Raw genomic sequence first — 25,616 nt, 5'->3', positions numbered from 1 at the left:
TCGCTCCAGTGAGCTACTTCAGTTCAGGCAAGCGGGCTTCGTTCTTCACTTCGGAGGAGGCGATGGTATCGGCAGGCAATACCACCCGTTGCTTGCTCAGCAACTCACCCATGCCGGCCAACACGCGGTACATCGAGTATTCCTCGGTGTAGCGCACTTCGGTGTAACGACGGTTGGCGTTGTAGAGCTCGTTTTCACTGTCGAGCAAGTCGAGCAACGTGCGTTGACCGAGACCGAACTGGTCCTGATACGCCACGCGCACCCGTTTACTGGTTTCAGCGTATTCGCGCGCGGTCGGGGTTTGTTTTTTCGCATTGACCATGGCGTTCCAGGCCAGGTGCATGTTCTCGTTGAGTTGGCGCAGGGCGTTGTTGCGGATGTCCATGGCCTGGTTGATCTGGTGCGCATCGGACGCCAGGCGTGCCTTGTCGCTGCCACCGCGGAACAGGTTGTAGTTCATCACCACACCCACGCGCCACTCGTTGTCGTGGCCTTCATCGCCTTGCACGTTGTTGTTCGCGCCCACCGCGGCTTCGGCGTCGAAGCGTGGGTAGAACGGCGACTTGGCAACTTCGTACTGGCTCTCGGCCGATTGCACGTCGGCTTGGGCGGATTTCAGGTACGGGTTGTTTTCCACCATGCTCTGCTGGGCATCTGGCAGGGAGGTCGGCACCTCGCCGCGGATCGACGCTGGGGTTTCCAGTTCATCGGGCAGGCGTCCGACGACGCTGGAGAAGTTCGACTCGGCGTCCGCCAGATCGACTTCGGCGGTATCGAGGTTGTTTTGCGCCAGTGCGCGGCGAGCGCCGGATTGATCGGAGTCGGCGTTGCTGCCGATGCCACGCTGGGTGCGCAGGCCAATCTGGTCGTTAACGCGCAAGTGCGCTTGCAGGTTGTTCGTGGCCAGGGTCACCAGTTCGCGGCGCTTGAGCACTTCGAGGTAGACCTCGATGGTGCGCAGGGCCAGGTCCTGAGCGGTGCCTTGAGCGTAATAGGCCCGGGAGTTGACCACACCTTTGGTGCGTTCGACTTCGTTCGCGGTGTTGAAACCGTCGAACAGCATCTGCCGCAGGCGCAATTCCGACTGGGTGTAATTCATGGTTTCGGTGTTGTGATTGCCAGGGCCGAGCGCTCGGGTATTGGTGTTGTCGCTGTACCCGCGCCCGTAGGCGGCATTCAAATCTACGGATGGATAAAAGCCCCCTTTGGCAACTTTCACCTGCTCATCCGCGGACAGGCGCGAGTCCACGCGCGAGGCCAGGTCCGGATGGGTCGCGATAGTGCTCTGGATTGCCTCGGTCAACGACATGGCTTGAGCGCCGGAAGTGCAGGCCATGGCCAGCAGAACCGCGCTGCATAGGGGGGTTAAAACGCGCATGGGTGCATCTCCCTGAATTCCTGATGGTGCTTATTAGACGCCAATTATTTGACGGCATTTATAGGTAAAACCGTTTCACCCTTGTAACAACAGAGCTAAGAACATTCTAGAGAATAGCTAAGAAATTTTTCTCATAACCCTTATGCCAAAAAAAACTTATGCCGTCAGCAAATTCCAGCACATTGTTCATTACGGAAGCCTTTGAATTACGAGCTTTAGGGAGCTTTCAAGGGTTCCAGGAAAAGTTCCATCCACTTATCGACATAGGGCGGAGAAGTGCTGGAGGGGAGGGACGCGTAACGAATTGTGGTGACGGTTTTTTGTCACTTTAATGAGTCAGAATCGTTACGCAGCGCTCACCGAGCAAGTGCGACGCAATTGGGCCTTCGAAGCCATTGATTGCAGAGGGTTTTATCCCCCAGTCGCCGATGTTGCCGGTGAGCGACACGCTGGGCGAGGACATCGCCAGGGCAGCGGCTTACTCAGGTAAACGCGCCCTGCAGGCGATCCGCGCAGCCACCTGCTTTCAAACCATGAGCACATTCTTCGCTAAAAACAGGATGCCGACAGCGGTTGGCAGCGGAGGAAATGCACATGGCTACGCTCATCGGTATCGTCAGTAAAGTCATTGGTCAGGTGTTCGCGGTAGCGAGCGACGGTACTCGGCGCGCGTTGATCGAGGGCGACCGATTGTTCGCCGGCGATCAACTGGTCACCGGGGCCGAAGGCGCGGTGGCGGTCCATCTGCAAAATGGCCATGAACTGACCCTTGGGCGTGGCAGCAGCCTGGAGATGAGTCCCCATCTCCTCGCCAATGAGTCGCCGCACGTAGGCACGTCAGAGGCGGTGACGCCAAGCGAAGCGCAACTGACCGATGTCGAGCAACTGCAAAAAGCCATCGCGGCGGGCGCTGACCCGACGCAGACCGGTGAAGCCACTGCGGCCGGGCCGAGCTTCACAGCGGCGCCCAATGGTGCGCAGGGCGGGGGCCACAGTTTTGTCCTGCTCGAAGAAGTGGGCGGGCGGGTCGATCCGACCATTGGCTTCCCGACGGCTGGTTTTGGCGGCATTCCCGAATTTCCTGAAGAACGCCATAACGCCGATATCCAGCAGAACGCCGACGGCACCCCGGCCGTCATTGCTCCACCGGTAACGCCGGTCAATAACCCGGTTACGCTCGATGGGCTGTCGGTGGCGGGTGGCGAACTAACCCTCAACGAAGCCAACCTTGCCGACGGTTCCGCGAGCAATCCGGGTGCGCTGACCCAGAACGGCACGTTCAGCGTGTCGGCACCGGATGGGCTGAACAGCCTGAGCATCGGCGGTATCAACGTGATCACCGGTGGCGTGGCGATTGGCTTTCCACAGTCGATCACCACGCAACTGGGCAACACCCTGACCATCACCGGTTACAACCCGGCCACGGGCGTAGTGAGTTACAGCTACACCCTCAATGGCAACGATACCCATTCGGCCGGTGACGGTGCCAACTCCCTCGGCGAACAGTTCACCGTGGTGGCCCACGACAGCAACGGCGACACCGCCACTGGCACGCTGGACGTCAACATCACTGACGATGTGCCCAAGGCTGTCGATGACAGCAATGCCAACACCGCGTCGGAAACCTTGCTGACCCTGACCGGCAACGTGCTGCCAAACGACACGCAAGGCGCCGACCGCATTCCCACGGGTCCCAACAGTGGGCCGGTGATTGGCGGCACCTTCACCGGGACCTACGGCACCCTGGTGCTCAATCCCAACGGCACCTACACCTACACTCTGAACACCAGCGACGCGGACTTTAAAGCATTGCATGGCGGTGGTAGCGGCACGGAAACCTTCACCTACACGCTGACGGATGCTGATGGCGATACCAGCACTGCCAACCTGGTGCTGCAAATCCATAACAACGATGACCCGGTGACGATTGGTGGCCTGAATGTCGAGGGCGGCGAACTGACCGTCTTCGAGAAAAACCTGAGCCTTGGCAGTGCACCGGATTCTGCTGCGCTGACTCAAAGCGGCACCTTCACCATCACCGCCCTCGACGGCGTGCAAACCCTGAGCGTCGGCGGCATCAACGTGGTGGTTGGCGGTGTGTCTTCAGGCTTCCCGCAATCCGTTACCACCCCGCTGGGCAGCACGCTGACCATCACCGGGTTCGACGCCACTACCGGCGTGGTCAGTTACAGCTACACCCTGGCCGACAACGAAGCCCACCCAACCGGCAACGGCGCGAACACGTTGCCTGAGCAATTCGCCGTCACCGTGGTCGACGACAACGGCAGCACGGCCAACGGCACGCTCGACGTCAACATCGTCGACGATGTGCCAAAAGGTTTGGACGACAGCAACGCCGGCACCGCGTCGGAAACCCTGTTGACCCTCAACGGCAACGTGCTGACCAACGACGTCCAAGGCGCCGACCGCGTGACCACCGGCGAAAATGCCGGTCCGATCACCCCAGGCACGTTTGCCGGGACCTACGGCACTTTGGTGTTGAACGCCAACGGCACGTACACCTACACCCTGAACACCAGCGACGCTGATTTCAAAGCGCTGCACGGCGGCGGCAACGGCACCGAGAATTTCACCTACACCATCACCGATTCGGACGGCGACACCAGCACCGCCACGCTGGTGCTGCAAATCCACAACAACGATGATCCGGTGACCATCGACGGCCTCAACGTCAACGGCGGCGAACTCACCGTCTACGAAAAAAACCTCGACTACGGCACCAGCCCCAACACCCCGGCGCTGACCCAGAGCGGCACCTTCACCGTGACCGCGCTCGACGGTCTGCAAACCCTCGACGTTGGCGGCATCCATGTGGTGACCGGTGGCGTGGCGGCAGGCTTCCCGCAAACCATCCTCACTGCGCTGGGCAACGCGCTGACCATCACCGGCTACAACCCGGTCACCGGCGTGGTCAGTTACAGCTACACCCTGGTGGATAACGAAACCCATCCAACCGCCAACGGTGCCAACAGCATCACCGAGAATTTCAACGTGGTGGCCACGGACACCGATGGCAGCACCGCGTCGGGTCAGATCAACGTCAACATCGTCGATGATTTGCCGACTGCCAATGCGGACACGGCGAGCGTGGTCGAAGGCGGTACAGTCAGTGGCAACGTGCTGTACAACGACATCGGCGGCGCCGATGGCCCGGCAGTGACGGGCGCCGTGGTGGGCGTGCGTGCTGGCAGCGACACCTCGACCTCGGCCATTGGCGGCCTGGGCTCGAACATCAATGGCACCTACGGTTACCTGACGCTGGATGCCAATGGCAACGCGACTTATCACAGCAATCCCAATGCGGTGAGTGGTCCGGGTGCAACTGACGTGTTCACCTACACCATTCGCGATACCGACGGTGATGAAAGCACCACCACCGTCACCATCGACGTCTCGAACAGCTGCATCAAAGCGGTCAGCGATACCGACGTGACGGTCTACGAAAAAGCCCTGGACTTGACCAAGGACGGGCAGGACCTGGCTGCCGGCACTGTCACGGGTAGCGAGCCTGGCAATACTGGCGAAACCGCCACCGGCACGCTGGTCGGTTCGGTCACCGGCGCGACCGGCGCAATCACTTACACCCTGGTGGGCAGCGCCACCGGTACGTACGGGCAGATCCTGCTCAACCCCAACGGCACGTACACCTACACCCTGACATCGCCGGCGACCACCACGCCGCACGCGAACGACGGCGCGAATACCCTGACCGAAAGCTTCACCTACCAGGCCACCGATTCGCTGGGCAACAGCACCACCAGCACCATCGTGGTGAGCATCGTCGATGACGTGCCAAAAGCGGTGAACGACACGAATGCAGTCACCGCGACGGAGCACGTGCTGACGCTCACCGGCAACGTGCTGACCAACGACGTTCAAGGTGCGGACCACGTCGCGACCGGACCGAATGCCGGGCCGATCACGCCTGCCACGTTGAATGGCACTTACGGCACCCTGGTACTCAATGCCAATGGCACGTACACCTACACGCTAGACACCAACGATGCCGACTTCAAAAACCTGCACGGCGGCGGCAATGGCACCGAAACCTTCACCTACACCCTCACCGATGCCGACGGCGATACCAGCACCGCCACGCTGGTGCTGAACATCCAGAACGCCAACGACCCGGTGACCCTCAACGGCCTCGACGTCAGTGGCGGCGAACTCACCGTTTACGAGAAAAACCTCGACTACGGCACCAGCCCGAACACCCCGGCGCTGACCCAGAGCGGCACCTTCACCGTGACTGCGCTCGACGGTCTGCAAACCCTCGATGTCGGCGGCATTCATGTGGTGGCCGGTGGCGTGGCGGCGGGCTTCCCGCAAACCATCCTCACTGCGCTGGGCAACGCGCTGACCATCACCGGCTACAACCCGGTCACCGGCGTGGTCAGCTACAGCTACACCCTGGTGGATAACGAAACCCATCCAACCGCCAACGGTGCCAACAGCATCACCGAAAACTTCAACGTGGTGGCCACCGACACCGACGGCAGCACCGCGTCGGGTCAGATCAACGTCAATATCGTCGATGACCTGCCGACTGCCAATGCGGACACGGCGAGCGTGGTCGAAGGCGGTACGGTCAGTGGCAACGTGCTGTACAACGACATCGGCGGCGCCGATGGCCCGGCAGTGACGGGCGCCGTGGTGGGCGTGCGTGCTGGCAGCGACACCTCGACCTCGGCCATCGGCGGCCTGGGCTCGAACATCAATGGCACCTACGGTTACCTGACGCTGGATGCCAATGGCAACGCGACTTATCACAGCAATCCAGACGCCGTCAGCGGCGCGGGGGCCACGGACACATTCACCTACACTTTGCGCGATGCCGACGGTGATGAAAGCACCACCACCATCACCATCGACGTGTCGAACAGCTGCATCAAAGCGGTTTCAGATACCGACGTGACCGTCTACGAGAAGGCACTGGACTTGACCAAGGACGGGCAGGATCTGGCTGCCGGCACTGTCACGGGTAGCGAGCCTGGCAATACTGGCGAAACGGCCACCGGCTCCCTGGTCGGCTCGGTCACTGGCGCAACAGGCGTGATCACTTACACCTTGGTGGGCAGTGCCACGGGCAACTATGGCCAGATCCTGCTCAACCCCAATGGCACGTACACCTACACCCTGACGTCGCCAGCCAGCACCACACCGAACGCCAATGACGGCGCGAATACGCTGACCGAAAGCTTCACCTACAAAGCCACCGATGCCCTGGGCAACAGCACCACCAGCACCATCGTCGTCAACATCGTCGACGATGTGCCCAAAGCGGTAGCGTCGGATCGCGCGGTAGCGGCGGTGGAAGTCGACTCCAATGTGCTGATCGTGCTCGATATCTCCGGCAGTATGGCCGACGCTTCCGGCGTGCCAGGCCTGTCGCGGCTGGCCCTGGCGAAACAAGCCATCGGCGCCTTGCTCGACAAGTACGACGACCTTGGCGATGTGAAAGTGCAACTCGTCACCTTCAGCAGCAACGCCACCGACAGAACCTCGGTGTGGGTCGACGTGGCGACCGCCAAGAGCCTTCTCGCCGGCCTGACAGCGGGCGGTAACACCAACTACGATGCCGCTGTGGCCACCATGCAGACGGCGTTCAATACCTCCGGCAAACTGACCGGCGCGCAGAACGTTGGCTACTTCTTCTCCGACGGCAAACCCAACGAAGGCGACATTGGCAGCTCGGACGAGGCCGCACTCAAAGCCTTCCTCGACGCCAACGGCATCAAGAACTACGCGATCGGCCTGGGCAGTGGCGTGAGTAACGCCAACCTCAACCCGTTGGCCTACGACGGCAGCACCCACACCGACACCAACGCGGTGGTGGTGACTGACCTCAACCAACTCAACTCGGTGCTCTCGGGCACTGTGATGGGTGCACCGGTCACGGGTACGTTGCTGGAGGGCGGTACGTTCGGCGCCGATGGCGGTTTTATCAAAACCCTCGTGGTCGACGGCACCACGTACACCTTCGACCCGAAAGGCAACGCCAACCAGGGTTCGCTGAACTTCAGTGGCGGCGCCAACCACGGCACGTTCAACACGGTGAACAACAGCATCAGCATCGCCACCAACAGTGGTGGCACGCTGGTGGTGAACCTCGACACCGGCGAGTACAACTACACCTCGCAAAAAACCACCGCCGTGGTCATCACCGAAAACATCGGCTTCACCGTCAGCGACAACGACGGCGACCTGGCCAGCTCCACGCTGACGGTCAAAGTCATTCCGAATGCGGCACCGGTGGCGGTCGATGACCACATCATCACCAACGTGCTGTCGGGCAACATCGTGGTGCCGGGCGAGCTGTTGCTGGCCAATGACACCGATGCCGACAAGGATCCGCTGACCGCATCGCCGACCAACTTCACCACCGGATGGGTGGCCAAGGGTGCGGATTTCACCGGGACTGGCGCGATCAATTTCAAAGGCACCAATGACACGGCGGCTAACCAGTCCCTGGCGGACGTGCGCAGTGCCTTTACGGCTAACACCGCGGCGATGACGGCGCTGCTGGTGGTCAGCGGGTATCTGGACAAGGTGACTGCCAACAACGCCAATGATGAAGACCTCATCACCGTGAAGCTCAAAGCGGGTGAAACCCTCAACCTGGATCACAATCTGGCGGCCGGGCACATCACCATGGAGTATTCCCTCAATGGTGGCGCCTTCATCAGCATCGCGGACGGCCAGACGATCACCGCGACGTCGGATGGGACCTACCAGATCCACATCACCAACATCGAAAACACCAGTGGCGGAAACGCCAAAGGAGATGAGAACTACCAGTTGACCATGACCGTCAACTACGCCGGCGCCCACGACATCACCCCGGACGCCCACAGTACCTACACTGCCAACGACAACCACGGCGGCAGCGACACCGCCGCCGTGACCATCAGCTACCAGGATGGCCACACCCTCACCGGCACCTCGGGCGACGACGTGTTGGTGGCAGGCACCGGCAACAACGTGATCAATGCCGGTGACGGCAACGACGTACTCACCGCCGGCACCGGCAACAACGAACTGCACGGCGGCGCTGGCAATGACTTGCTGTTCAGCGGCACGGGCAACGACCTGCTCGACGGCGGCACCGGCATCGACACCGTGAGCTACGCCCACGCCACCGCCGGGGTCACCGTCGACCTGAGTCTGGTCGCACCACAAAACACCGGCGGCGCCGGCACCGACACCCTCACCGGGATCGAAAACCTGCTTGGCTCCAACTTCAACGACACCCTCACGGGCGACAACAACAGCAACGTCATCAACGGCGGTTTGGGCGATGACATCCTCAAGGGCGGCGGGGGAGACGACTTCCTGATCGGCGGCCTGGGCAACAACACCCTCACCGGCGGGGCAGGGGCCGACACCTTCCAGTGGCTCAAAGGCAACAGCGGCCACGACGTCGTCACCGACTTCACCCCCGGCACCGACAAGCTCGATCTGTCGCAACTGCTGCAAGGCGAAAACGGCACGTCGGCTTCGCTGGATGACTACCTGCACTTCAAAGTCACCGGCAGCGGCGCCTCACTCGTCACCAGCATCGACGTCAGCGCCATGGCCGGCGCCACGCCGAACCAGACCATCGACCTGGCCGGCGTCAACCTCGCCAGCCACTACGGCGTCACGCCGGGAGCGGGCGGGGTGGTGGCGGGTGGTCACGATACGGCGACCATCATCAATGGCATGTTGAATGACCATTCGTTGAAGGTGGACACCGTGTGACCTGAAGTCTGAAACGACAAAACCCGCCATTCCTGGGTCAGGAATGGCGGGTTTTTTGTTGCCTGTGAGAAAGCAATCGCGATGAGGCTCACTCCACAAGCTTTGAGTGTTGAACACAAAATATGTGAACGACAAAAATCCCCTGTGGGAGCGAGCTTGCTCGCGATGAGGCCCGACCAACCACCACAAAACTCTACGGCTAACCTGACCAATGTGGCGAGGGAGCTTGCTCCCGCTGGGTTGCGCAGCAACCCCAAAACCATTAAACGCGGTATGCCTGAAGGAAAACGTTGTCATTGATTGGGGCCGCTTCGCAGCCCAGCGGGAGCAAGCTCCCTCGCCACAGGTACTGCGTGCTAGCTATGCGGATCGACGTTATCCAGCATCCGGTTCACCGCCATTTCTCCCAACATCACGGAGTTTTGAATGCCCAGCAGGGTATGGCGCTGCGTACCGTTCAGTTGCCCGGCGAAATCACTCAACATCACACTCGCTGACGCCAATGTCTCACAGGCGTTGACCAGCAGGGTTTCGTGATCGGTGTCGGGGCCGACGAAGTAGATGGTGCTGGGTTTACGCGGGGTGTCTTTGGGGATGACCGGTTTGAGGTAGTAATCGAGGGCGCGGTCGGCGGCGGTGTTGAGTTTTTTGGAATCGGTGGATTCGTATGGGGAAACGTCGTCGGTTTCGGTTTCTGGTGGATTGGGTGTGATCTTGAACATAGATGATGCTCCAGGTAAGACATTAAGGAGCCATCACCCTCGCTACCAAACGAAGGGTGGCGGCCATACGCAGGTTGGTAGACCGGTTACCTGGTGCAAGACCCGGCGCATCCGAGGATGCCCTGCGCATGACCGCCATAAATACAGAGGACGAAATGAGTCTCTGCATTATGAGCATGTAGCGACAGGTAACCGGGCTACCAAACCCGATCGCTGTTTTTCAGCGACGAGCAAACAATAGAGCCCAGCCCCAAGGCGCACAAGCCGGCGGATTCTGGCGCAGTCGTAGGCAACGGCGCAAGAATGTGTAGCCTGAGAGAGTTTCTGGAGATGTCGATTAAACACCGCTGTTTAATCGGACTTCGCCATCAAGATCGAACGAAAAATAAATACGTCCCCTTTTCCCTTTTCCCTTTTCCCTTTTCCCTTTGAGCTGATGATGTTAGAGATTTCCCTTCATTGCGATTACCGGGTTGAGGTCGATTGCTGTACTGACGTACGCTTTCCAGCTTCCCCCCGGTGGCACCGCTGTGTTGGGCCCTAGGGCGACCGCGCCGTTACCTGGGACCCGGTCAGTGCTCCATGCAATGAATGACGCCGCGGCGCGAAACTTTACCCCCAAAACTGATAGGTTTGTTTCATAGGGTATTATCGCGGTTGCTCCAATTGCCGCCGTCCATGCGGCCGCTTGATACGCATCCATGGGGGTTGGGTTCCAGACGATATGGTTCACATTAGTACAATTTACGTCGTAGCTCGCCGACCGCAGCAATCCGTCGGTTACTGTGATCCGGGCAGTTCCGTTCCCTTCGCTGCGAACGCGGCCAGAACCGTCGACGATGGCGATCTTATTGTCGGATGTAAAATATTCATATGGGAGGATTCCGCTTGTTGGGGTCCGATCTGCGTAGGTGCCGACAGGGTCGGCACCGGAGTGGGTCCATGGTAACCCTGCCCCTCTGATAGAAAAGTTAGCCCCTGTGAGAAAGAGTGGTGACTCATCTATGATGAGGTCCGGGATGACTTTGACCCGATAGGTCCGTATCGGGAAGGTCACCGCTTTACTTTCGTCGGTCCCCTTGTCCAGTGCCGCCGTGAACCACACTTCCAAGACACTGCCATCGCCCAGGTCCTTGAGGTAGCTGTAAAGCACCGAAACATCGTAGTACCCCGCATTCAGCCAGGCTTGGTGCACGGCATTGGTCGGATGCCGCAACAGGGTTATGTTGTGTTCCCCGCCGATAGCGTTTTTGCCGCGCAGGTGCAGCCAGACCGGTTGACCAAACGCGATCAGTGGCCAGACCAGGCACCGCACCGTGGCGCCCGGCGTCAGGTTGGAGACGTCCAGTTCTGGTCCGTCGCCGTTGTTGGCGGCCTGAAGGATCTTGGGCGTTGGCAGACGGTCATCTTCATTCAAAATGGGCAGCACCGTCAGCACCAACGGCAACGACTGGGCAATCACTTTCCCGCCTCGAATCAGGTCCCAGCTCAACTCCGGCGCCTTGCCGTGCCACAACCCCAAAAACACCACATCCAGATTGAAGATGGCGAATGTCTGATCCAGCGACAGCTCCGGAAAATCGGGCGAGCCCGGTAATGGATTGCGCAACACCAGTTGCGCCTTGTCACCGGGCTGCGCCGCCGCGAAGTCGACGCGCACGTTGACACCTTGCTCGTGATCCAATGCATCGACGGGAATGGTGGCTGGAGCCAACAGCCTCGGCGCATCGATTTCAATCGTGTTTTCACCCACCACCAACGCCGTCGCCGCTTTCGAGCGGCCCACCAAAGTGGCGCCATCGAACAATTCATACATCACCGTCACCGTGCGTCCGGCCAGGACCTTGTCGTTCGGCACCTCCAGCACACAGATCTTTTTCTGCCCGAACTCGTCCGCCTCGACCATTCCCGACACGCGCACAACCACATCCGCTTGCCCGGTCAAGGTGGCGGTGTAGACGGCGTTGAGGGTGTAACCCACCCGAAAGCGCGAATCGGCCGTCAGGATGACCAGCAACAGCGGTTTCCCGCCCAGTTTTTCCAGGTCGATGACGCTCAAGTCATCGTCGGGGTCGTTCAGCTGTTCGCGCAGCAACGCGGCCGGCAACAGGAGGCCAGCGAGGTCTTCATCCACCGTTTGCGTCGCCGACCACACCGCGTCGGTGTCCGTTGTGTTGCCAATCTGGTCGGTGCAGGTGCAGGAAAAATGGAGCTTGCCGCCCGGTCTTACCGCGCTCTCCAGGTAGGCGCGGGTCACGGTGAAACACACCGCGATCGGGTCCGCCGAGCCCGGATTTGGCGGCTGTGGCGCTTCATCCGGGCGAACCTTGTACGTCATGATCTCGCCGTTGCACTTCAAGGTAATCGTGTCGTAGGCCCGGCAATACGGGTAAGACACCCACACCTGGGCGCTGACAAAGTCAGGGCCGACGCCGTTCTTGATGTCGTCAGCCAACCGCAGTTCAAGTTCGGAATGGCCGTCGGTCTCTGGAAACCGGTCTTTTAGAGCGGGGCGGATCTTGTTGTAGAGCAGGGTCAGATTGGGCTCGGATTTTCCGACGTTCGAACTGCCGCGCGTGATGGTGTAAAACAGCTTGTTGATCTGGTCAGAATAAAGGCGGCCTTTCGGGATGCGCAGACTCGTTTTGGCGTTCACATCGGTAATGAACGCACTGCTCAGGAACGTGGCGTCCCCCACTAGCCATAGCCTAATGACGTCATCCAATTCAACCGTGCCTGACAACGGCGGATTCACCACGGCCGTCGCACCCTCGCCATCGGGGATCAAGTCATAACTTGCCAGGGGGAGGCCGACGTCCGCGTCGACGACCGGCTGGGTGGCGAGTAGCACCCAGGGCGGGTCCATCACGAGGACGCTGTTGTCGGGTGATTCGGGGGTAGTCATGGCTGAGGCTCCGGCACGATTGTGGGCGACTGGAGCAATCAAATAGCAGGACGGAAAATACGGCTACTGTCAGATCTGACAGTAGCGACGAGTGGTCATCAGTTAAGGACAAATAGGAGAACAAATAGGTGCGTCCCCTTTTATCCACGACATCAGGATCAGATGGAAAATAGATACGTCCTCATTTTTGGCCTCGCCAGCCACTACGGCGTCACGCCGGGAGCGGGCGGGGTGGTGGCGGGTGGTCACGATACGGCGACCATCATCAATGGCATGTTGAATGACCATTCGTTGAAGGTGGACACCGTGTGATCTGAAGTCTGAAACGACAAAACCCGCCATTCCTGGGTCAGGAATGGCGGGTTTTTTGTTGCCTGTGAGAAAGCAATCGCGAGCAGGCTCGCTCCACAAGGTTTGAGTGTTGAACACAAAATATGTGAACGACAAAAATCCCCTGTGGGAGCGAGCTTGCTCGCGGTGAGGCCCGACCAACCCCCACAAAACTCTACGGCTAACCTGACCAATGTGGCGAGGGAGCTTGCTCCCGCTGGGTTGCGCAGCAACCCCAAAACCATTAAACGCGGTATGCCTGAAGGAAAGCGTTGTCATTGATTGGGGCCGCTTCGCAGCCCAGCGGGAGCAAGCTCCCTCGCCACAGGGGCTGCGTGTTAGCTATGCGGATCGACGTTGTCCAGCATCCGGTTCACCGCCATTTCTCCCAACATCACGGAGTTTTGAATACCCAGCAGGGTATGGCGCTGTGTACCGTTCAACTGCCCCGCGAAATCACTCAACATCACACTCGCAGACGCCAACGTCTCGCAGGCGTTGACGAGTAGGGTTTCGTTATCGGTGTCGGGCCCGACGAAGTAGATCGTGCTGGGTTTGCGCGGCGTGTCTTTGGGGATGACCGGTTTGAGGTAGTAGTCGAGGGCGCGGTCGGCGGCGGTGTTGAGCTTTTTGGAATCGGTGGATTCGTAGGGGGAAACGTCGTCGGTTTCGGGTGGGTTGGGTGTGATTTTGAACATGGTGAAACTCCTTGATTAATGGAGCTGTCACCGCTCGCTGCGAAACGAGGGGAGGTGGCAGCTGTACGCAGGTTCGCAGACCGGGAATCAAGGAACCCGGCAGACCCGAAGATCTCCCGCGCACAGCCGCCATAACGCAATGCAGTAGACGAAAAAAAACGCCAGCTGAAAGGAAACGGTGGCGCTATGCGCCTTGATTGACCCGGGCTGCGAAACCCGACCACTGATAGGCAGTGGCAGGGAAACGATAGAGGCCGGGCCCAAGGCGCACAAGCCGGCGGATTCTGGCGCAGTCGTAGGCAACGGCGCAAGGATGTGTAGCCTGAGAGAGTGTCTGGAGATGTTTTTTAAACATCGCTGTTTATTTCTCACCCAGGCTTGGGGGCAAGGCAAGTAGATATGTCCACATTGCCTCCTTAAGTACGACCCATGGTGAAATAGTCAAAGGTAACTAAGTCCCATACGCTCGTAATGATGTCTATAAACCAGATAGAGTTTTCTGAAGTTGAAAAGAAAACAGGTAAAGGTCCAGGGTTATTAACGAGATGTTGATCGGACAGACTGTTCCCGTTTTTGTCTAAAAAACGAACCAATATCCCGTCGCTTTGAACAAATCGGTAGTAGAAGCCGACTGAAGAGTAGCCCCAGCGAAATTCAATTCGCATGTATTGTCCTTGGCCATATGCATCTGTGTGCATTTCTAAAACTTGTGCAGCGCTCTGGTTGTGTATGGGAGGGTAAGGGCCAGTGAGAATTGTATTAATTGAGTTAATACCTAAATAACCCAGACCTCCGAGATGGCGTATGTTCATGCTAGGGATTGATATGGACTGATTCGATGATATAAAGCGAGAATAATGGGCGTCGAAATCTTCCGACAAAATAGGTTGGAGGTTCTTGATTGTATAAATAAAGGAGTTTGGGAAGATAACCGTCTTGGAGGAGTCTTTGAAGTGGGCTTTGATCTCGATATGGAGGGTTGAACTGTCTTTGAGTAATAACAGTTGTACTCGCGACAGAGGTCTGCTGAACCCTTTTATTTCCTCGTCAAGGGTCAAGGAGCCTCCGGTAACCACATTAATAATATGCGCGCTCCCATTGGTGCCGGTTCCAATGACTTTTATATCAACCAAATACTCTCCGCCCCTAAATGGCCAGCTAGTGTGAGAGACGGTGGCATCGCCTTTGAATTCATTGATATCCACTACCTGTGTACTATCAGCCTGATCGATTCTTGGGGTTCCCAATCGAACATCCCCGTCAGCAATCGGTTCAATCGTCAGCTTCAACGGCGACGATGTTCCTATCGGCTTCCCATTGCGAATCAACTCCCAATACAATTCGACATTGCGACTCATCCAAGCCAGTAAAAGCTCGAAAGTTAATGTGAAATTTGCCCTTTTGTTTTGATTAAACGTCTGCGCAGGAAATGTTTTGTCGCTGGCGCTCGGATTGTTAATTATTAAAAGTGCTTGATCATTCAACTCCGCTGTCAGGTGTTGAACCCGCACCGTTACCCCATTCAGAAAAGCCAGCACATCAATTGGGTTCACCGCAGGATTCACCAGAAACGGCGCAAGCAGTTCAACAACGTCCCCACCGATGATATTGGCAGTGGCGGTCTTGGACGTGGCGATGACATCCCCGTTTCTGATCAACTCATACTTCGCCCGCGCCACGCTGCCGGCGACTACCTTGGCATTGGGCACCTTCAGCGGGTAGACGAACGGAATCCGCGCAACGTCTGCTTCCACGATGTGTGTCACGACCGTTCCGCTGGCTGGCGTGGCGGTAAAGGTCACGCGGATCTTGTCGTCGGGTTGCCACTGCGGGGCAAAGGTGTGCACCAACACGGTCAGGTCGTTCTTACCGAGTTTGTCCCGGTCGATGGTGGTCGGGTCATCGTCCGGGTCGCCCGGGGCTTCGGCCATATCGGGTGCGACCAGCCGGGTCTCCTTGAGATGCACGTCGACCACGTACGACGCTGAAAACGGCGAGTCGGTGTCCGGGCCATTACCGAGCTGGTCGTGGACGGTGTAGGAAAACACGAATGTCGGGCTGTCGCCGGCTCGCTCGAACACAGACTCATCGACCATCACGCAAACAGTGGTGGGTACGGCGGTGGGAATGGTGGGTGCTTCGGCTACGGTGACGGTGCGGTAGACGTCCTGTCCGTTGCAGTTCAGCCAGATCCGGTCATGCGCGCGGCAATAGGGATAAGAGAAACACACGCGTACGCCCTGTTTCGCACGGTCGGCGTCGATGCCGTCTTCGATTACGTCTGGCGGCAGGATCAGTTCCAGCTCGGAATGAGCACCATCACCCGGTGTGGTGTCTTCGATGCCAGGGCGGATGGCGTTGTACAGCAACGTCAGGATCGGCGTGGAAGTTGCGATGTTCTGACTGCCTCGGGTAAAGGTGCAAACCAGCTCGTTCAGCCGATTTGTCAGCAAAAGGCCCTTCGGGATGTACAGAGTGTTGACGGCGTTTTCCTCGCCAGGGTTGATGGATTTACTGGCGACGGATTGCCCGTTCAAGATGAGCGCCAAGACATCGTCGGGATTGACTGTACCGGCAAGAGGCGGATCGGTTTCCACTTCCAGGCCCATAGGCGTGAGGTCATACACACGTTTCGCCACCCCGCAATCGGCCCCGAACACCGGGTAGGTTGCCTCGGGAACACGGGGCGGATGTAGCACCAGTACGGTGTTTTCGAGTGATTCGGGCGTGGTCATGTCTGAGGCTCCTGACGCATTGATGACGCAGAGAAGCTATCAGAGCGTTTTTCAGGGATATGCGCACCTGTCATATCTGACAGGTAGATGCGGATTTAAGACGAACGGTCGCCCCCCTCACATCGGCTCCGGCGGCCCAATCAGTCTTCCCATCACCCCAAACAACCCCAGTTCCCGAATCACCTCCAACTCCCCCTGCGTCTCCACCATCTCCGCAATCAACGGTAAATCAATGCTGTTGGTCGCCCGGAAAATCGCATCAATAAATAGTCTTTTGTCAGGCTGCACATCAATGCTGCGGATGTATGCGCCATCGATTTTCAAATACGCCAGGCCCAGCTGCGTCAGGTTGCCGATCTGGCTGAAGCTGCCACCAAAGTGCTGCAAGCCGATGCGGTAACCGGTGTCGAGCAGGCTGTGGCTCAGGCGTTGCAGTTCATCGGGGGGCGGTAGTTGGCGTTCGTCGATTTCCAGTATCAGCAGATGGGCCAGCTCGGGCAGTGAGTCGAGCAAGTCGATGATTTCTCGCAGCTGCGCCGGATCGCGCAGGGTGCTGCCGGACAGGCTTAACGCCAGGGGCCAGCGGTTGACGACGAGGTAGTCGAGGGTCGCTTCGAGCATCGCCAGGTCAAACCGCGCTGACCAGCCGAGGCGCTCGATCCACGGCAGGAAATGCCCGGCGGCGATGGCTTCACCGCTTGGGTCGAGCAGGCGCGCGAGGACTTTGTGGTGCAGCACCTGGCTGGTGTCGGCGCATTGCACCACGGGTTGGAAATACAGCTGCAGTTTGCCGTGGGTCAGGGCGTCGTCGATCCAGGCGCGCCAGTCATGCTGGGAGTGGTTGTTCGCGGCGGTGGTATCGGCCAGATGAACCCACGGCCGCTCGGGGTGTTGTCGGGCTTGCGTCAGCGCTTGATCGAGGCGCAGCAGCACGTCGCTGGGCGGTTCGCCGGGGTGGTAGGGGACGATGCCCAAATGCGCCACCGGCATGCAATCGCTGGCGCCGGTCAGGCGCAGGTTTTCCAGGGTCGCACTGATTTCCGAGGCCAGGCGTTCAGCGTCGGCACCGTCCAGGCCCGGTGTCAGCAGGCTGAATTCACCGCCGCGATTGCGTGCCGCCAGCCAGGTGCGACGTTGCGGCAAATGCGTCAGGCGCTTGAGCAGTTCGCCGACGGCGCTGATCAACGCATCGGTGCGCTGACCACCCAAACGCTGGTTGAGGCCGATCAGGTCGTTGACTCTCAGCATCAGCAAATGGCCGGTGCTGCTCTGTTCGCTGATCAGCAACTGATCGGCCAGTTGTTCATCCAACAAACGGCGATTGGCCAGACCGGTGAGGTTGTCCTGATAGGACTCGGCCCGCAGTTTTTCACTGCGCGTGGCTTCTTCGGCGAACAGCGCCTTGAGCTTCTCGACCATCTGGTTCATCGCCAGCACCACGCGCCGCAGTTCCGGGGTGCGCGGCAGTTTTGGCAGGCTCAGGAACTCGCGTTTGCTGATGGCCTCGGCCTGTTTGACCATTTTGTCGAGCGGGCGCAATTGCCGACGCAACAACCAACCACCGAACACGGCACTGAGCATTCCGCAAACCAACAGCCAGAGCAGACTGCCGAGCGTGCTGTCCCAGAGTTTGGCCAGGGCGAATTGCGGATTGCTCAACACTTCGACCCGCGCCACCTGTTCCCAGCCACGCATGATCAGCGCGTCGCCGCCTTCGGGACGTAGATTGACAAGCCTGACGAACCAGCCCGGAACGCCATCGATTTTTTCGGGGGCGCTGCGTTCCACCAACACCTGTTCATCGACGATATTGACCACGCGGATGCTGCGGAAATAGCCGCTGTCGTAAATCGAGCTGACCATCAACTCGATCATGGCCGGGTCGTCGATTTGCGCGGTCAGTGACAAACCCAGGGCGGTCGCGGCGTCCTGGGCGTGGGAGCGCAACTGGCCGAGCATCTGTTCGCGAGAGCTTTCCAGGCTGACAAAAAAACTGCCGCTGAAGGCCACCAGCAGGAACAGCCAAATGGCGAGAAACAACTGTTTGCGCAGTGACATAAAACGCTCCTTGCTATGACGGCTAGCCCTCGCCCACGGCGAATCCTTCGGCTTGCATTTTTTTCAACACGTCTTGCCAGCGCGACAGTTTTTTTGTATCGCCGCTGCGTTTGCCGCCATTGGCGCCGGGCAAGTACAAACCTTCGGCGTTGAAGGCGTACACCGGCAACAGGTCCTTGCGCTGGGACGCGGGACGAATTTCGCTGATCAGGTTATCCAGCACCAGCGGTTCGGCCGTGGGGCTGCTGTAAAAGGTCAACACCATGTGCGCCTGGTTCTGGGTGAGGGCTTTGACGTAGGTGATGCGCAGTTTCTCGCTGGGAACGCCGAGGTAGCGCAGGCTGAAATACTTTGCCAGTGCGTAGTCTTCACAGTCGCCGGCGCCTTTGATCAGCGATTCTTCTGGCGTGGCCCAGTAATCGGTCTGACGCCAGATGCGCATGTCGTCCTGAAAATTCAGCTGCTGATTGAAGAAGCGATTGACCGCGTTCAGTTGCTCGCGCTCGGGCTGGTTGAGTTCGCCCTTGAGCATTTGACTCCAGGCCTCGATTCTTCCTTGAGCGGGGCCGAGAGGGCCGTAGCGTTTTTCGGCGGTTTGCAGGATCAGCGAAAAGTCCCAGTCAGCAAGGACACTGCCCAACCCAGTCAGCAGAAAACTGACCAACAGCAGCCACCCGCCGAGCCGAAGTCGGAGCGTTGACCATCCTGGACTACGCGGACGACGTGACATGTCTGGCTGCTCGCGTGCAGATGACTGAAGTCTAGGCGGAGTTTCCAGCGAGGACGGACAAATTGTCGGGTGGGTACTGACTGCCTGTAGTGAGGAGGCTCTTGTGGCGAGGGAGCTTGCTCCCGCTCGGCTGCGTAGCAGTCGCAAACCAGTCAGCGTGTTGTGTCAGGAGGAATTTGGTCTGCAGGGTTGGGGTCGCTTCGCAACCCAGCGGGAGCAAGCTCCCTCGCCACAAAAGCGCAACAGTCAGGGCTTTTGCAGGGTTTTTTGCTTGAGGATGTAGAACGTGACGAGCACGGCGCTGGTCAGCATGAAGCCGCGGGCCCACGGCAGGGGCACCAGGTAGCAGGAGAACAGGATGCTCGCCCACATCAGCCCGATGGCGTAGACCTTGCCTTTGAGAGGGATGCCGTTGCCGTCGAGGTAGTCGCGAATCCACGGGCCCAGCCGAGGATGCTCCACCAGCCACTGATAGAAACGCGGCGAACTGCGGGCGAAGCACGCGGCGGCCAGCAACAGGAAAGGCGTGGTGGGCAATATCGGCAGGAAAATCCCGATCACTCCCAGCGCTACGCTCAGCCAGCCGATGGCCAGCAGCACGTAACGCAACATCAGGGAGCGGTTGCCTATGGGGTTGTCCATAGGCAAAACCTTAGTGGTGACGTGGCTTGAGGATCGCCGGTTTTTCGTCTGGCGCGTTGCACAGCAGGTACAGGGCGGTCAGGGCTTCCGGGATCTGCACGATCATGTCGTCCATCAGGTTGGCATCTTTGGCGATGTCTTCGAACTCTGGCTGTTCGTCGAACAGGCCCGAACCAACCATGATCGGCAGGAGCATTTCGCTGACTTCGTCTTCGGCGGTTTCGAACCAGGCGGCTTCGCGCAGGAACACGCCTTCCATGAAACCGATGCACCAGCCGCGCAGGTCGGAGTCATCCGGATCTTCACCCAGGTCCAGCTCGCACGGCAGCTCGAACTCTTCGTCGGACGCCAATTGGCGAGCGATGTGAGCCTTGAGGGCGAGCAGGGTGGATTCAATGGCTTCACGCTCGGTGTCGTCGGCGTAGTGCGGCTCTTCGGCGAAGAGGGCGTCGATCCATTCGCGGTCCGGTACTTCTTCCGAACAGATCGACAGCGCAGTGAGGTAGCCATGGGCGGCCACATAGTCCAGCGCCTCGTCATGCAGTTCGTCGGCGTCGAGGAAGACTTGCAAACGGGTTAGTTGCTCAGCGAAGGACATTAAAGGGCTACCTTGGGAAATAAACAGATGCGGGAATTCTAGGCCTTCTTGAGCGCTCAGGCCAGCCGCGCGGGATATTTGCAGCCTCAGAACACCGCATTCCCTGTGGGAGCGAGCTAGGTGGCGAGGGGGCTTGCCCCCGTTCGGCCGCGTAGCAGTCGTAAAAAATTGCACCCTGTGTATCTGATACACGGTGATTGCAGTTTTGGGGCCGCTCCGCGACCCAACGGGGGCAAGCCCCCTCACCACATTGCTCACTCCACAGGGTTCTTTGTTGCATTGGGTTCATGTGTCTTATCAGCGGTGCCCTGCGCAAGGGAGGCCTCGGGTATACTCGCGCGTTTTGTGATGCCCTGCCGGCGTCGCGGCTGGAATGTGAAGCGCCATGCAATGCGCACTTACGATTTGTCAGTGCAGCTTGTGTAGTTCTGAACCAGCCTTGCAGGGATGTTTTTGTGATTTTTGGAGTTTTTATGCTCGAACAGGCTCAACGCGTCCTCAAGGACATCTTCGGCTACGACAGTTTCCGTGGCCGTCAGGGTGCAATCATTGAGCGCGTGGCCAGCGGCGGCGACGCCCTGGTACTGATGCCTACCGGTGGCGGCAAATCCTTGTGCTTCCAGGTGCCGGCGCTGTTGCGCGAAGGCCTGGCTGTGGTGGTATCGCCGCTGATCGCGTTGATGGACGACCAGGTCGCCACCCTCGAAGAGCTTGGCGTCGCGGCCGCTGCATTGAACTCCACGCTGAGCGCCGAACAACAGCGTGACCTCGCGGCCCGCATCAAGCGCGGCGAAGTGAAGATGCTCTACCTGGCGCCCGAGCGTCTGGTCCAGCCACGCATGCTGGCTTTCCTGCAAAGTCTTGAAATCGCCCTGTTCGCCATCGACGAAGCGCACTGCGTATCGCAATGGGGCCATGACTTCCGTCGCGAATACCTGCAACTGGGGCAGTTGGCAGAGTTGTTCCCTAACGTGCCGCGCATCGCCCTGACCGCTACGGCCGACAAGCGGACCCGCGAAGAAATCGTCGAGCGCCTGCATCTGCAAGACGCCGAACGCTTCCTGTCGAGCTTCGACCGCCCGAACATTTTCTACCGCATCGTGCCCAAGGAGCAGCCACGCAAGCAGTTGCTGGCCTTCCTCGCCGAGCGTCGCAGTGATGCCGGCATCGTTTACTGCCTGTCGCGCAAGAAAGTCGACGAAGTGGCGGTGTTCCTCAGCGAACAAGGCTTCCCGGCGCTGCCGTATCACGCGGGTTTGCCCAACGAAACCCGGGCCCATCACCAGAAGCGCTTCCTCAACGAGGAGGGCCTGATCATGGTCGCCACCGTGGCGTTCGGCATGGGCATCGACAAACCCAACGTGCGTTTTGTCGCTCACCTCGATTTGCCAAAATCCCTTGAGGCGTATTACCAGGAAACCGGTCGCGGCGGTCGTGACGGCCTGCCGGCAGATGCCTGGATGGCCTACGGCCTGCAAGACGTGGTGATGCTCAAGCAAATGTTGCAGAACTCCGAAGGCGACGAGCGACACAAACGTCTGGAGCAGCACAAGCTCGACGCGATGCTCTCGCTCTGTGAAGAAACCCGCTGCCGTCGCCAGACGTTGCTGGCCTACTTCGACGAAGACATGCCCGAGCCATGCGGCCATTGCGACAACTGTGTCGACGGCGTGCAGACCTGGGACGCCACCGAGCCGGCCCGTCAGGCGCTTTCTGCGATTTACCGCACCGGTCAGCGTTACGGCGTCGGGCATCTGGTCGACGTATTGCTGGGTAAGGACAACGAAAAAATCCGCAGCATTGGCCATCAGCATCTGTCCGTATTTGGCGTCGGCAAGGCGATGGGCGAGAGCGAATGGCGCTCCCTGTTCCGTCAGCTGGTTGCCCGCGGTCTGGCCGACATCGACCTCGAAGGCTATGGCGGCCTGCGCCTGAGCGACACCTGCCGGCCGCTGCTCAAGGGCGAAGTGACCCTGGAACTGCGCCGCGACCTCAAGCCGCAAACCACCGCGAAAAGCAGCAAGAGCCCGGCGAGCCAACTGGTGCGTGGCGAAGAACGCGAACAATGGGAAGCCTTGCGTGCCCTGCGACGCAAACTCGCCGAAGAACATGGCGTGCCGCCGTACGTCATTTTCCCCGATTCGACGCTGCTGGAAATGCTCCGCAGCCAGCCGACTTCGCTGGCGGAAATGGCCGCGGTCAGCGGTGTGGGTGCGCGCAAACTCGAGCGTTACGGCGAGGCTTTCCTCGAAGTGCTGGGCGGTCAGGTCGAGGCACCGAAAGTCGTGGCCGACGTGCGCCACGAACTGATCACTCTGGCTCGCGCCGGCATGACGCCCGTACAAATCGCCGGTCAACTGCAGTGCTCGGAGAAGAACGTCTACACCATGCTTGCCGAAGCGATTGGCAAGCAGCAGCTGTCTTTGGAACAAGCGCTGGACCTGCCTGAAGAATTGATGGGCGAAGTCCAGGATGCGTTCCTCGACGGCGAGGGTGAATTGCCAGCGGTGTCGGAGATCGCCGCGCTGTTCGCCGGGCGGGTGCCGGAAGGCGTTTTGTACTGCGTGCGTGCCGCCCTGCAATCGGAATTTGAGGTTTAAGCGGTCCTGTAGGTTGATGTAACGATTCACTACAGACCAAACCTTGCCTCAATCCAGCGGCCATGCTTAGCTGACTAATAATTAGTTTTAATTAATTTCAGTCTAATCATGAGTGTTTTATGCCGTTAACCGATCAACACCGCTTTGGCATGCAATTGGCCCAGATGTCGCGTGGCTGGCGTGCCGAACTGGACCGCCGTCTCGCCGGTCTAGGACTGTCCCAGGCACGCTGGCTGGTGCTTCTGCACCTGGCCCGTTTCGAGGAAGCCCCGACCCAACGTGAGCTGGCGCAAAGCGTTGGTGTCGAAGGGCCGACGCTGGCCCGTTTGCTCGACAGCCTTGAAACCCAAGGCCTGGTACAGCGCCAAGCCGTGCTGGAAGACCGTAGGGCGAAAAAAATTGTCCTCTGCGCACCGGCCCGTCCCCTGATCGAACAAATTGAAACCATCGCCACGCAACTGCGCCTTGAGCTGTTTGAAGGTGTCGATGAGGCGGATCTGAAGGTGTGCATGCGGGTTCACGGACATATTCTGGGCAATCTGGAAAAATCTTGAGGCATAACCACTCGCCAGACTTTTGAGATACCCCGTTGGGCAGACTATAAAGAACTACTAGGCAATATCGTGTTCGTACCGGATGTGCAAACACGCATAGGTTGGTTCTGTTATCTAAGGGATGCTCATGCTCGAGAGTTGGCGGTTGGTTTTACGGTGTGGCGTCAGGCTGTTTCTGGTCGGTGGCGCTATTACCTACTCGGCATTGGCACCTGCGCTGGGCTTGGGGGACATCACGCTCCACTCGGCGCTGAACCAGCCGTTGAGTGCAGACATCGCCCTGGTGGATGTCGGTGGCCTGGAGGAGGGCGAGTTGTCCGTCAGCCTGGCGACGGCGGATGAGTTCAGCCGTGCTGGCGTCGAGCGGGTGTTCTTCCTCAACAACCTGAAATTCACCCCTATTCTGCGAGGCAATCGCAGCCTGATCCGGGTGACCTCCAGCAAAGCGGTCAAAGAACCTTTTCTGAATTTCGTGGTGCAGCTCAATCAGCCCAACGGGCGCTTGCTGCGCGAATACACGGTACTGATTGATCCGCCGGGCACTCCGGGGATTGAACCCGTCGCTGATGAGCCGGTTGCCGAACCTCAGCCTTCTGCATTTCCGACCGTCAAACCGGCCAGTGCGCCAGCAGCCCCCGTGAAGAAACCCGCTGCCGCGCAACCTGCCGTCGCGCCTGTGAGTGATCCCGTTGTGGCCGAGCAACTGGCCGCCACTGTCCTGCAAAACCAGCAGCTGCAAAAAACCATCGATGAGTTGAATGCGAAGCTGGCGGCTCAGGACGAGCAGATCGCCGATCAGAAAAAGCAGATCACCGAACTGCAAACCCAATTGGCTGAAGTCAAACAACCACCAGCCGAGCCCACTGCGCCGTTGGCTGCCGTGCCCGCGCCTGCCGTTGTCGAGGAAGCGACGAATTGGCCATTGATTATCGGGCTGCTGGCACTGCTGGCACTGGTGGCTTTGGTGCTGCTCGGGTTGTTCCTTCGTCATCGACGTCAGCAGGTGGCGGACTTGCCCGAGGCCGCCCCCGATTTGCCAACACGGCAGGAGCCGATGCTCGATCATCCTGCGCCGTCATTGGTGCAAAAGCCTGTTTTTAGACCAGCGTCCGATCATCGTGAAGAAGCCCCAGCGAGCAATGTGCTGGAAGGGGTCGGCATCTACCTGACCTATGGCCGATTTTCCGAAGCCGCTGCCATGTTGCGAGACGCGCTGATCAAGGAACCTCAGCGCACGGATCTGGCGGTACAGTTGCTGGAGGTGCTCGGCAAACAAGGTGATGTGACGGCCTATGACACGCAGGAAAGCAGCCTGCGAGACGCCGGGTTCGACCCACAAAAACTACAGGATATCCGCGCCAGCCTTCCGAAGCTGAGCAGTGCCGCACCTGTGGAGGCTGCGCCCGTAGTCGCCCCTGTGGACGCTGTGCCCAACGATGAATTCCAGTTGAACCTGGATGAAATGTCGATGGATTCAAATTGGGATCTGGTCAGTCCTTTTGACAGCCCACCGGCTACCGCTAAACCTTCGGACGAGCTGACCTTCACCTCGAACCTGCACGTGATGCCCGACGTGTACGAGCTGCCTGACGAGTTGTCTCAGCAAGCGTCTGAACTGGAATGGGACCCTGAACCTGACACGCCAACGCTGGATGACGACTTCCTCGACGAATTCAACGATGCGCCTCAGTCTCTGCAACTTGAACCGCTGAGCCTGGCCCCGGCGGTGCCATCCAACGCCGGCAAACTGGAGCAAGCCCAGACCTGCATCGACGATGGCGACCTCGACCGCGCGATCAAGCTGCTCAACGAATTGCTCAAGGACGGCGACGAACCGCTCAAGCAGACCGCCCGCAGTCTGTTGGCCGGTATCGGCTGAGGCTCTATGATGGCTGCGCTCCCAGA

General features: G+C 59.2%; 14 protein-coding genes. 5 read left to right on the top strand and 9 right to left on the bottom strand.

Features of this window, described 5'->3' with window-relative positions:
* Positions 1-13: 13 nt before the first annotated feature.
* Complete coding sequence (locus tag EAH78_RS06775) at positions 14-1,378, bottom strand: TolC family outer membrane protein (RefSeq protein ID WP_140666874.1); 1,365 nt, start codon at positions 1,376-1,378, stop codon at positions 14-16.
* Between the two features lie 594 nt (positions 1,379-1,972).
* Here EAH78_RS06775 and EAH78_RS06770 point away from each other — a divergent pair.
* Positions 1,973-9,139 (top strand): retention module-containing protein, encoded by a 7,167-nt coding sequence (locus EAH78_RS06770; protein ID WP_140666872.1) that lies wholly within the window; start codon positions 1,973-1,975, stop codon positions 9,137-9,139.
* 356 nt (positions 9,140-9,495) lie between these two features.
* Here EAH78_RS06770 and EAH78_RS06765 read toward each other — a convergent pair whose 3' ends face one another.
* Positions 9,496-9,861: a DUF6124 family protein gene (locus tag EAH78_RS06765; protein ID WP_140666870.1), complete on the bottom strand. Its 366-nt coding sequence runs from the start codon at positions 9,859-9,861 to the stop codon at positions 9,496-9,498.
* A 442-nt stretch (positions 9,862-10,303) separates the two neighbouring features.
* The gene (locus EAH78_RS06760) at positions 10,304-12,766 is read right to left on the bottom strand and encodes a hypothetical protein (RefSeq protein ID WP_140666868.1); all 2,463 of its coding nucleotides are present in this window, start codon (positions 12,764-12,766) and stop codon (positions 10,304-10,306) included.
* 162 nt (positions 12,767-12,928) lie between these two features.
* Between EAH78_RS06760 and EAH78_RS32115 the strand changes: the two genes are divergently transcribed.
* Positions 12,929-13,078 (top strand): hypothetical protein, encoded by a 150-nt coding sequence (locus EAH78_RS32115; RefSeq protein ID WP_161599671.1) that lies wholly within the window; start codon positions 12,929-12,931, stop codon positions 13,076-13,078.
* Between the two features lie 356 nt (positions 13,079-13,434).
* Here the strand turns inward: EAH78_RS32115 and EAH78_RS06750 are convergent, their stop codons facing one another.
* From EAH78_RS06750 to EAH78_RS06720, 6 genes are all read right to left on the bottom strand, one after another.
* Positions 13,435-13,794, bottom strand: a complete 360-nt coding sequence (locus EAH78_RS06750) for a DUF6124 family protein (protein ID WP_140666866.1) — start codon at positions 13,792-13,794, stop codon at positions 13,435-13,437.
* Between the two features lie 416 nt (positions 13,795-14,210).
* Positions 14,211-16,529, bottom strand: coding sequence for a hypothetical protein (locus tag EAH78_RS32290; protein ID WP_170219104.1), 2,319 nt, complete (start codon positions 16,527-16,529; stop codon positions 14,211-14,213).
* A 117-nt stretch (positions 16,530-16,646) separates the two neighbouring features.
* Complete coding sequence (gene lapD / locus EAH78_RS06740; RefSeq protein WP_140666864.1) at positions 16,647-18,587, bottom strand: cyclic di-GMP receptor LapD; 1,941 nt, start codon at positions 18,585-18,587, stop codon at positions 16,647-16,649.
* A 22-nt stretch (positions 18,588-18,609) separates the two neighbouring features.
* A complete protein-coding gene (gene lapG, locus EAH78_RS06735; protein ID WP_140666862.1) occupies positions 18,610-19,317 on the bottom strand; it encodes a cysteine protease LapG in 708 nt (235 codons plus the stop codon).
* 246 nt (positions 19,318-19,563) lie between these two features.
* On the bottom strand, positions 19,564-19,959 hold the full coding sequence (locus tag EAH78_RS06725) for a YbaN family protein (RefSeq protein WP_140666860.1): 396 nt from the start codon (positions 19,957-19,959) through the stop codon (positions 19,564-19,566).
* A 10-nt stretch (positions 19,960-19,969) separates the two neighbouring features.
* Positions 19,970-20,557: a YecA family protein gene (locus tag EAH78_RS06720; RefSeq protein WP_027922285.1), complete on the bottom strand. Its 588-nt coding sequence runs from the start codon at positions 20,555-20,557 to the stop codon at positions 19,970-19,972.
* Positions 20,558-21,030: 473 nt separating this feature from the next.
* Here EAH78_RS06720 and recQ point away from each other — a divergent pair, with 473 nt between their 5' ends.
* The 3 genes from recQ (at position 21,031) to EAH78_RS06705 (ending at position 25,590) form a co-directional block, all read left to right on the top strand.
* Positions 21,031-23,157 carry a DNA helicase RecQ gene (recQ, locus tag EAH78_RS06715; protein ID WP_140666858.1) on the top strand — a complete coding sequence of 709 codons (2,127 nt, stop codon included), beginning with the start codon at positions 21,031-21,033 and terminating at the stop codon, positions 23,155-23,157.
* A gap of 119 nt (positions 23,158-23,276) precedes the next feature.
* Complete coding sequence (locus EAH78_RS06710) at positions 23,277-23,711, top strand: MarR family transcriptional regulator (RefSeq protein ID WP_140666856.1); 435 nt, start codon at positions 23,277-23,279, stop codon at positions 23,709-23,711.
* A gap of 127 nt (positions 23,712-23,838) precedes the next feature.
* Positions 23,839-25,590, top strand: a complete 1,752-nt coding sequence (locus EAH78_RS06705; protein WP_140666854.1) for a FimV/HubP family polar landmark protein — start codon at positions 23,839-23,841, stop codon at positions 25,588-25,590.
* Positions 25,591-25,616 lie beyond the last annotated feature (26 nt).

The organism is Pseudomonas arsenicoxydans, from assembly GCF_006438915.1.
GTDB lineage: Bacteria > Pseudomonadota > Gammaproteobacteria > Pseudomonadales > Pseudomonadaceae > Aquipseudomonas > Aquipseudomonas arsenicoxydans_A.
Note: the sequence above shows the minus strand (reverse complement) of the source record. Positions and strands in the feature narration are given on the sequence as shown.

Coding starts and splice junctions, on each gene's coding strand:
- EAH78_RS06720 (WP_027922285.1), bottom strand. CDS start 20,557: ATGTCCTTCGCTGAGCAACTAACCCGTTTGCAAGTCTTCCTCGACGCC.
- EAH78_RS06710 (WP_140666856.1), top strand. CDS start 23,277: ATGCCGTTAACCGATCAACACCGCTTTGGCATGCAATTGGCCCAGATG.
- EAH78_RS06770 (WP_140666872.1), top strand. CDS start 1,973: ATGGCTACGCTCATCGGTATCGTCAGTAAAGTCATTGGTCAGGTGTTC.
- EAH78_RS06750 (WP_140666866.1), bottom strand. CDS start 13,794: ATGTTCAAAATCACACCCAACCCACCCGAAACCGACGACGTTTCCCCC.
- recQ (WP_140666858.1), top strand. CDS start 21,031: ATGCTCGAACAGGCTCAACGCGTCCTCAAGGACATCTTCGGCTACGAC.
- lapG (WP_140666862.1), bottom strand. CDS start 19,317: ATGTCACGTCGTCCGCGTAGTCCAGGATGGTCAACGCTCCGACTTCGG.
- EAH78_RS06725 (WP_140666860.1), bottom strand. CDS start 19,959: ATGGACAACCCCATAGGCAACCGCTCCCTGATGTTGCGTTACGTGCTG.
- EAH78_RS06775 (WP_140666874.1), bottom strand. CDS start 1,378: ATGCGCGTTTTAACCCCCCTATGCAGCGCGGTTCTGCTGGCCATGGCC.
- EAH78_RS06760 (WP_140666868.1), bottom strand. CDS start 12,766: ATGACTACCCCCGAATCACCCGACAACAGCGTCCTCGTGATGGACCCG.
- EAH78_RS32290 (WP_170219104.1), bottom strand. CDS start 16,529: ATGACCACGCCCGAATCACTCGAAAACACCGTACTGGTGCTACATCCG.
- EAH78_RS32115 (WP_161599671.1), top strand. CDS start 12,929: ATGGAAAATAGATACGTCCTCATTTTTGGCCTCGCCAGCCACTACGGC.
- lapD (WP_140666864.1), bottom strand. CDS start 18,587: ATGTCACTGCGCAAACAGTTGTTTCTCGCCATTTGGCTGTTCCTGCTG.
- EAH78_RS06705 (WP_140666854.1), top strand. CDS start 23,839: ATGCTCGAGAGTTGGCGGTTGGTTTTACGGTGTGGCGTCAGGCTGTTT.
- EAH78_RS06765 (WP_140666870.1), bottom strand. CDS start 9,861: ATGTTCAAGATCACACCCAATCCACCAGAAACCGAAACCGACGACGTT.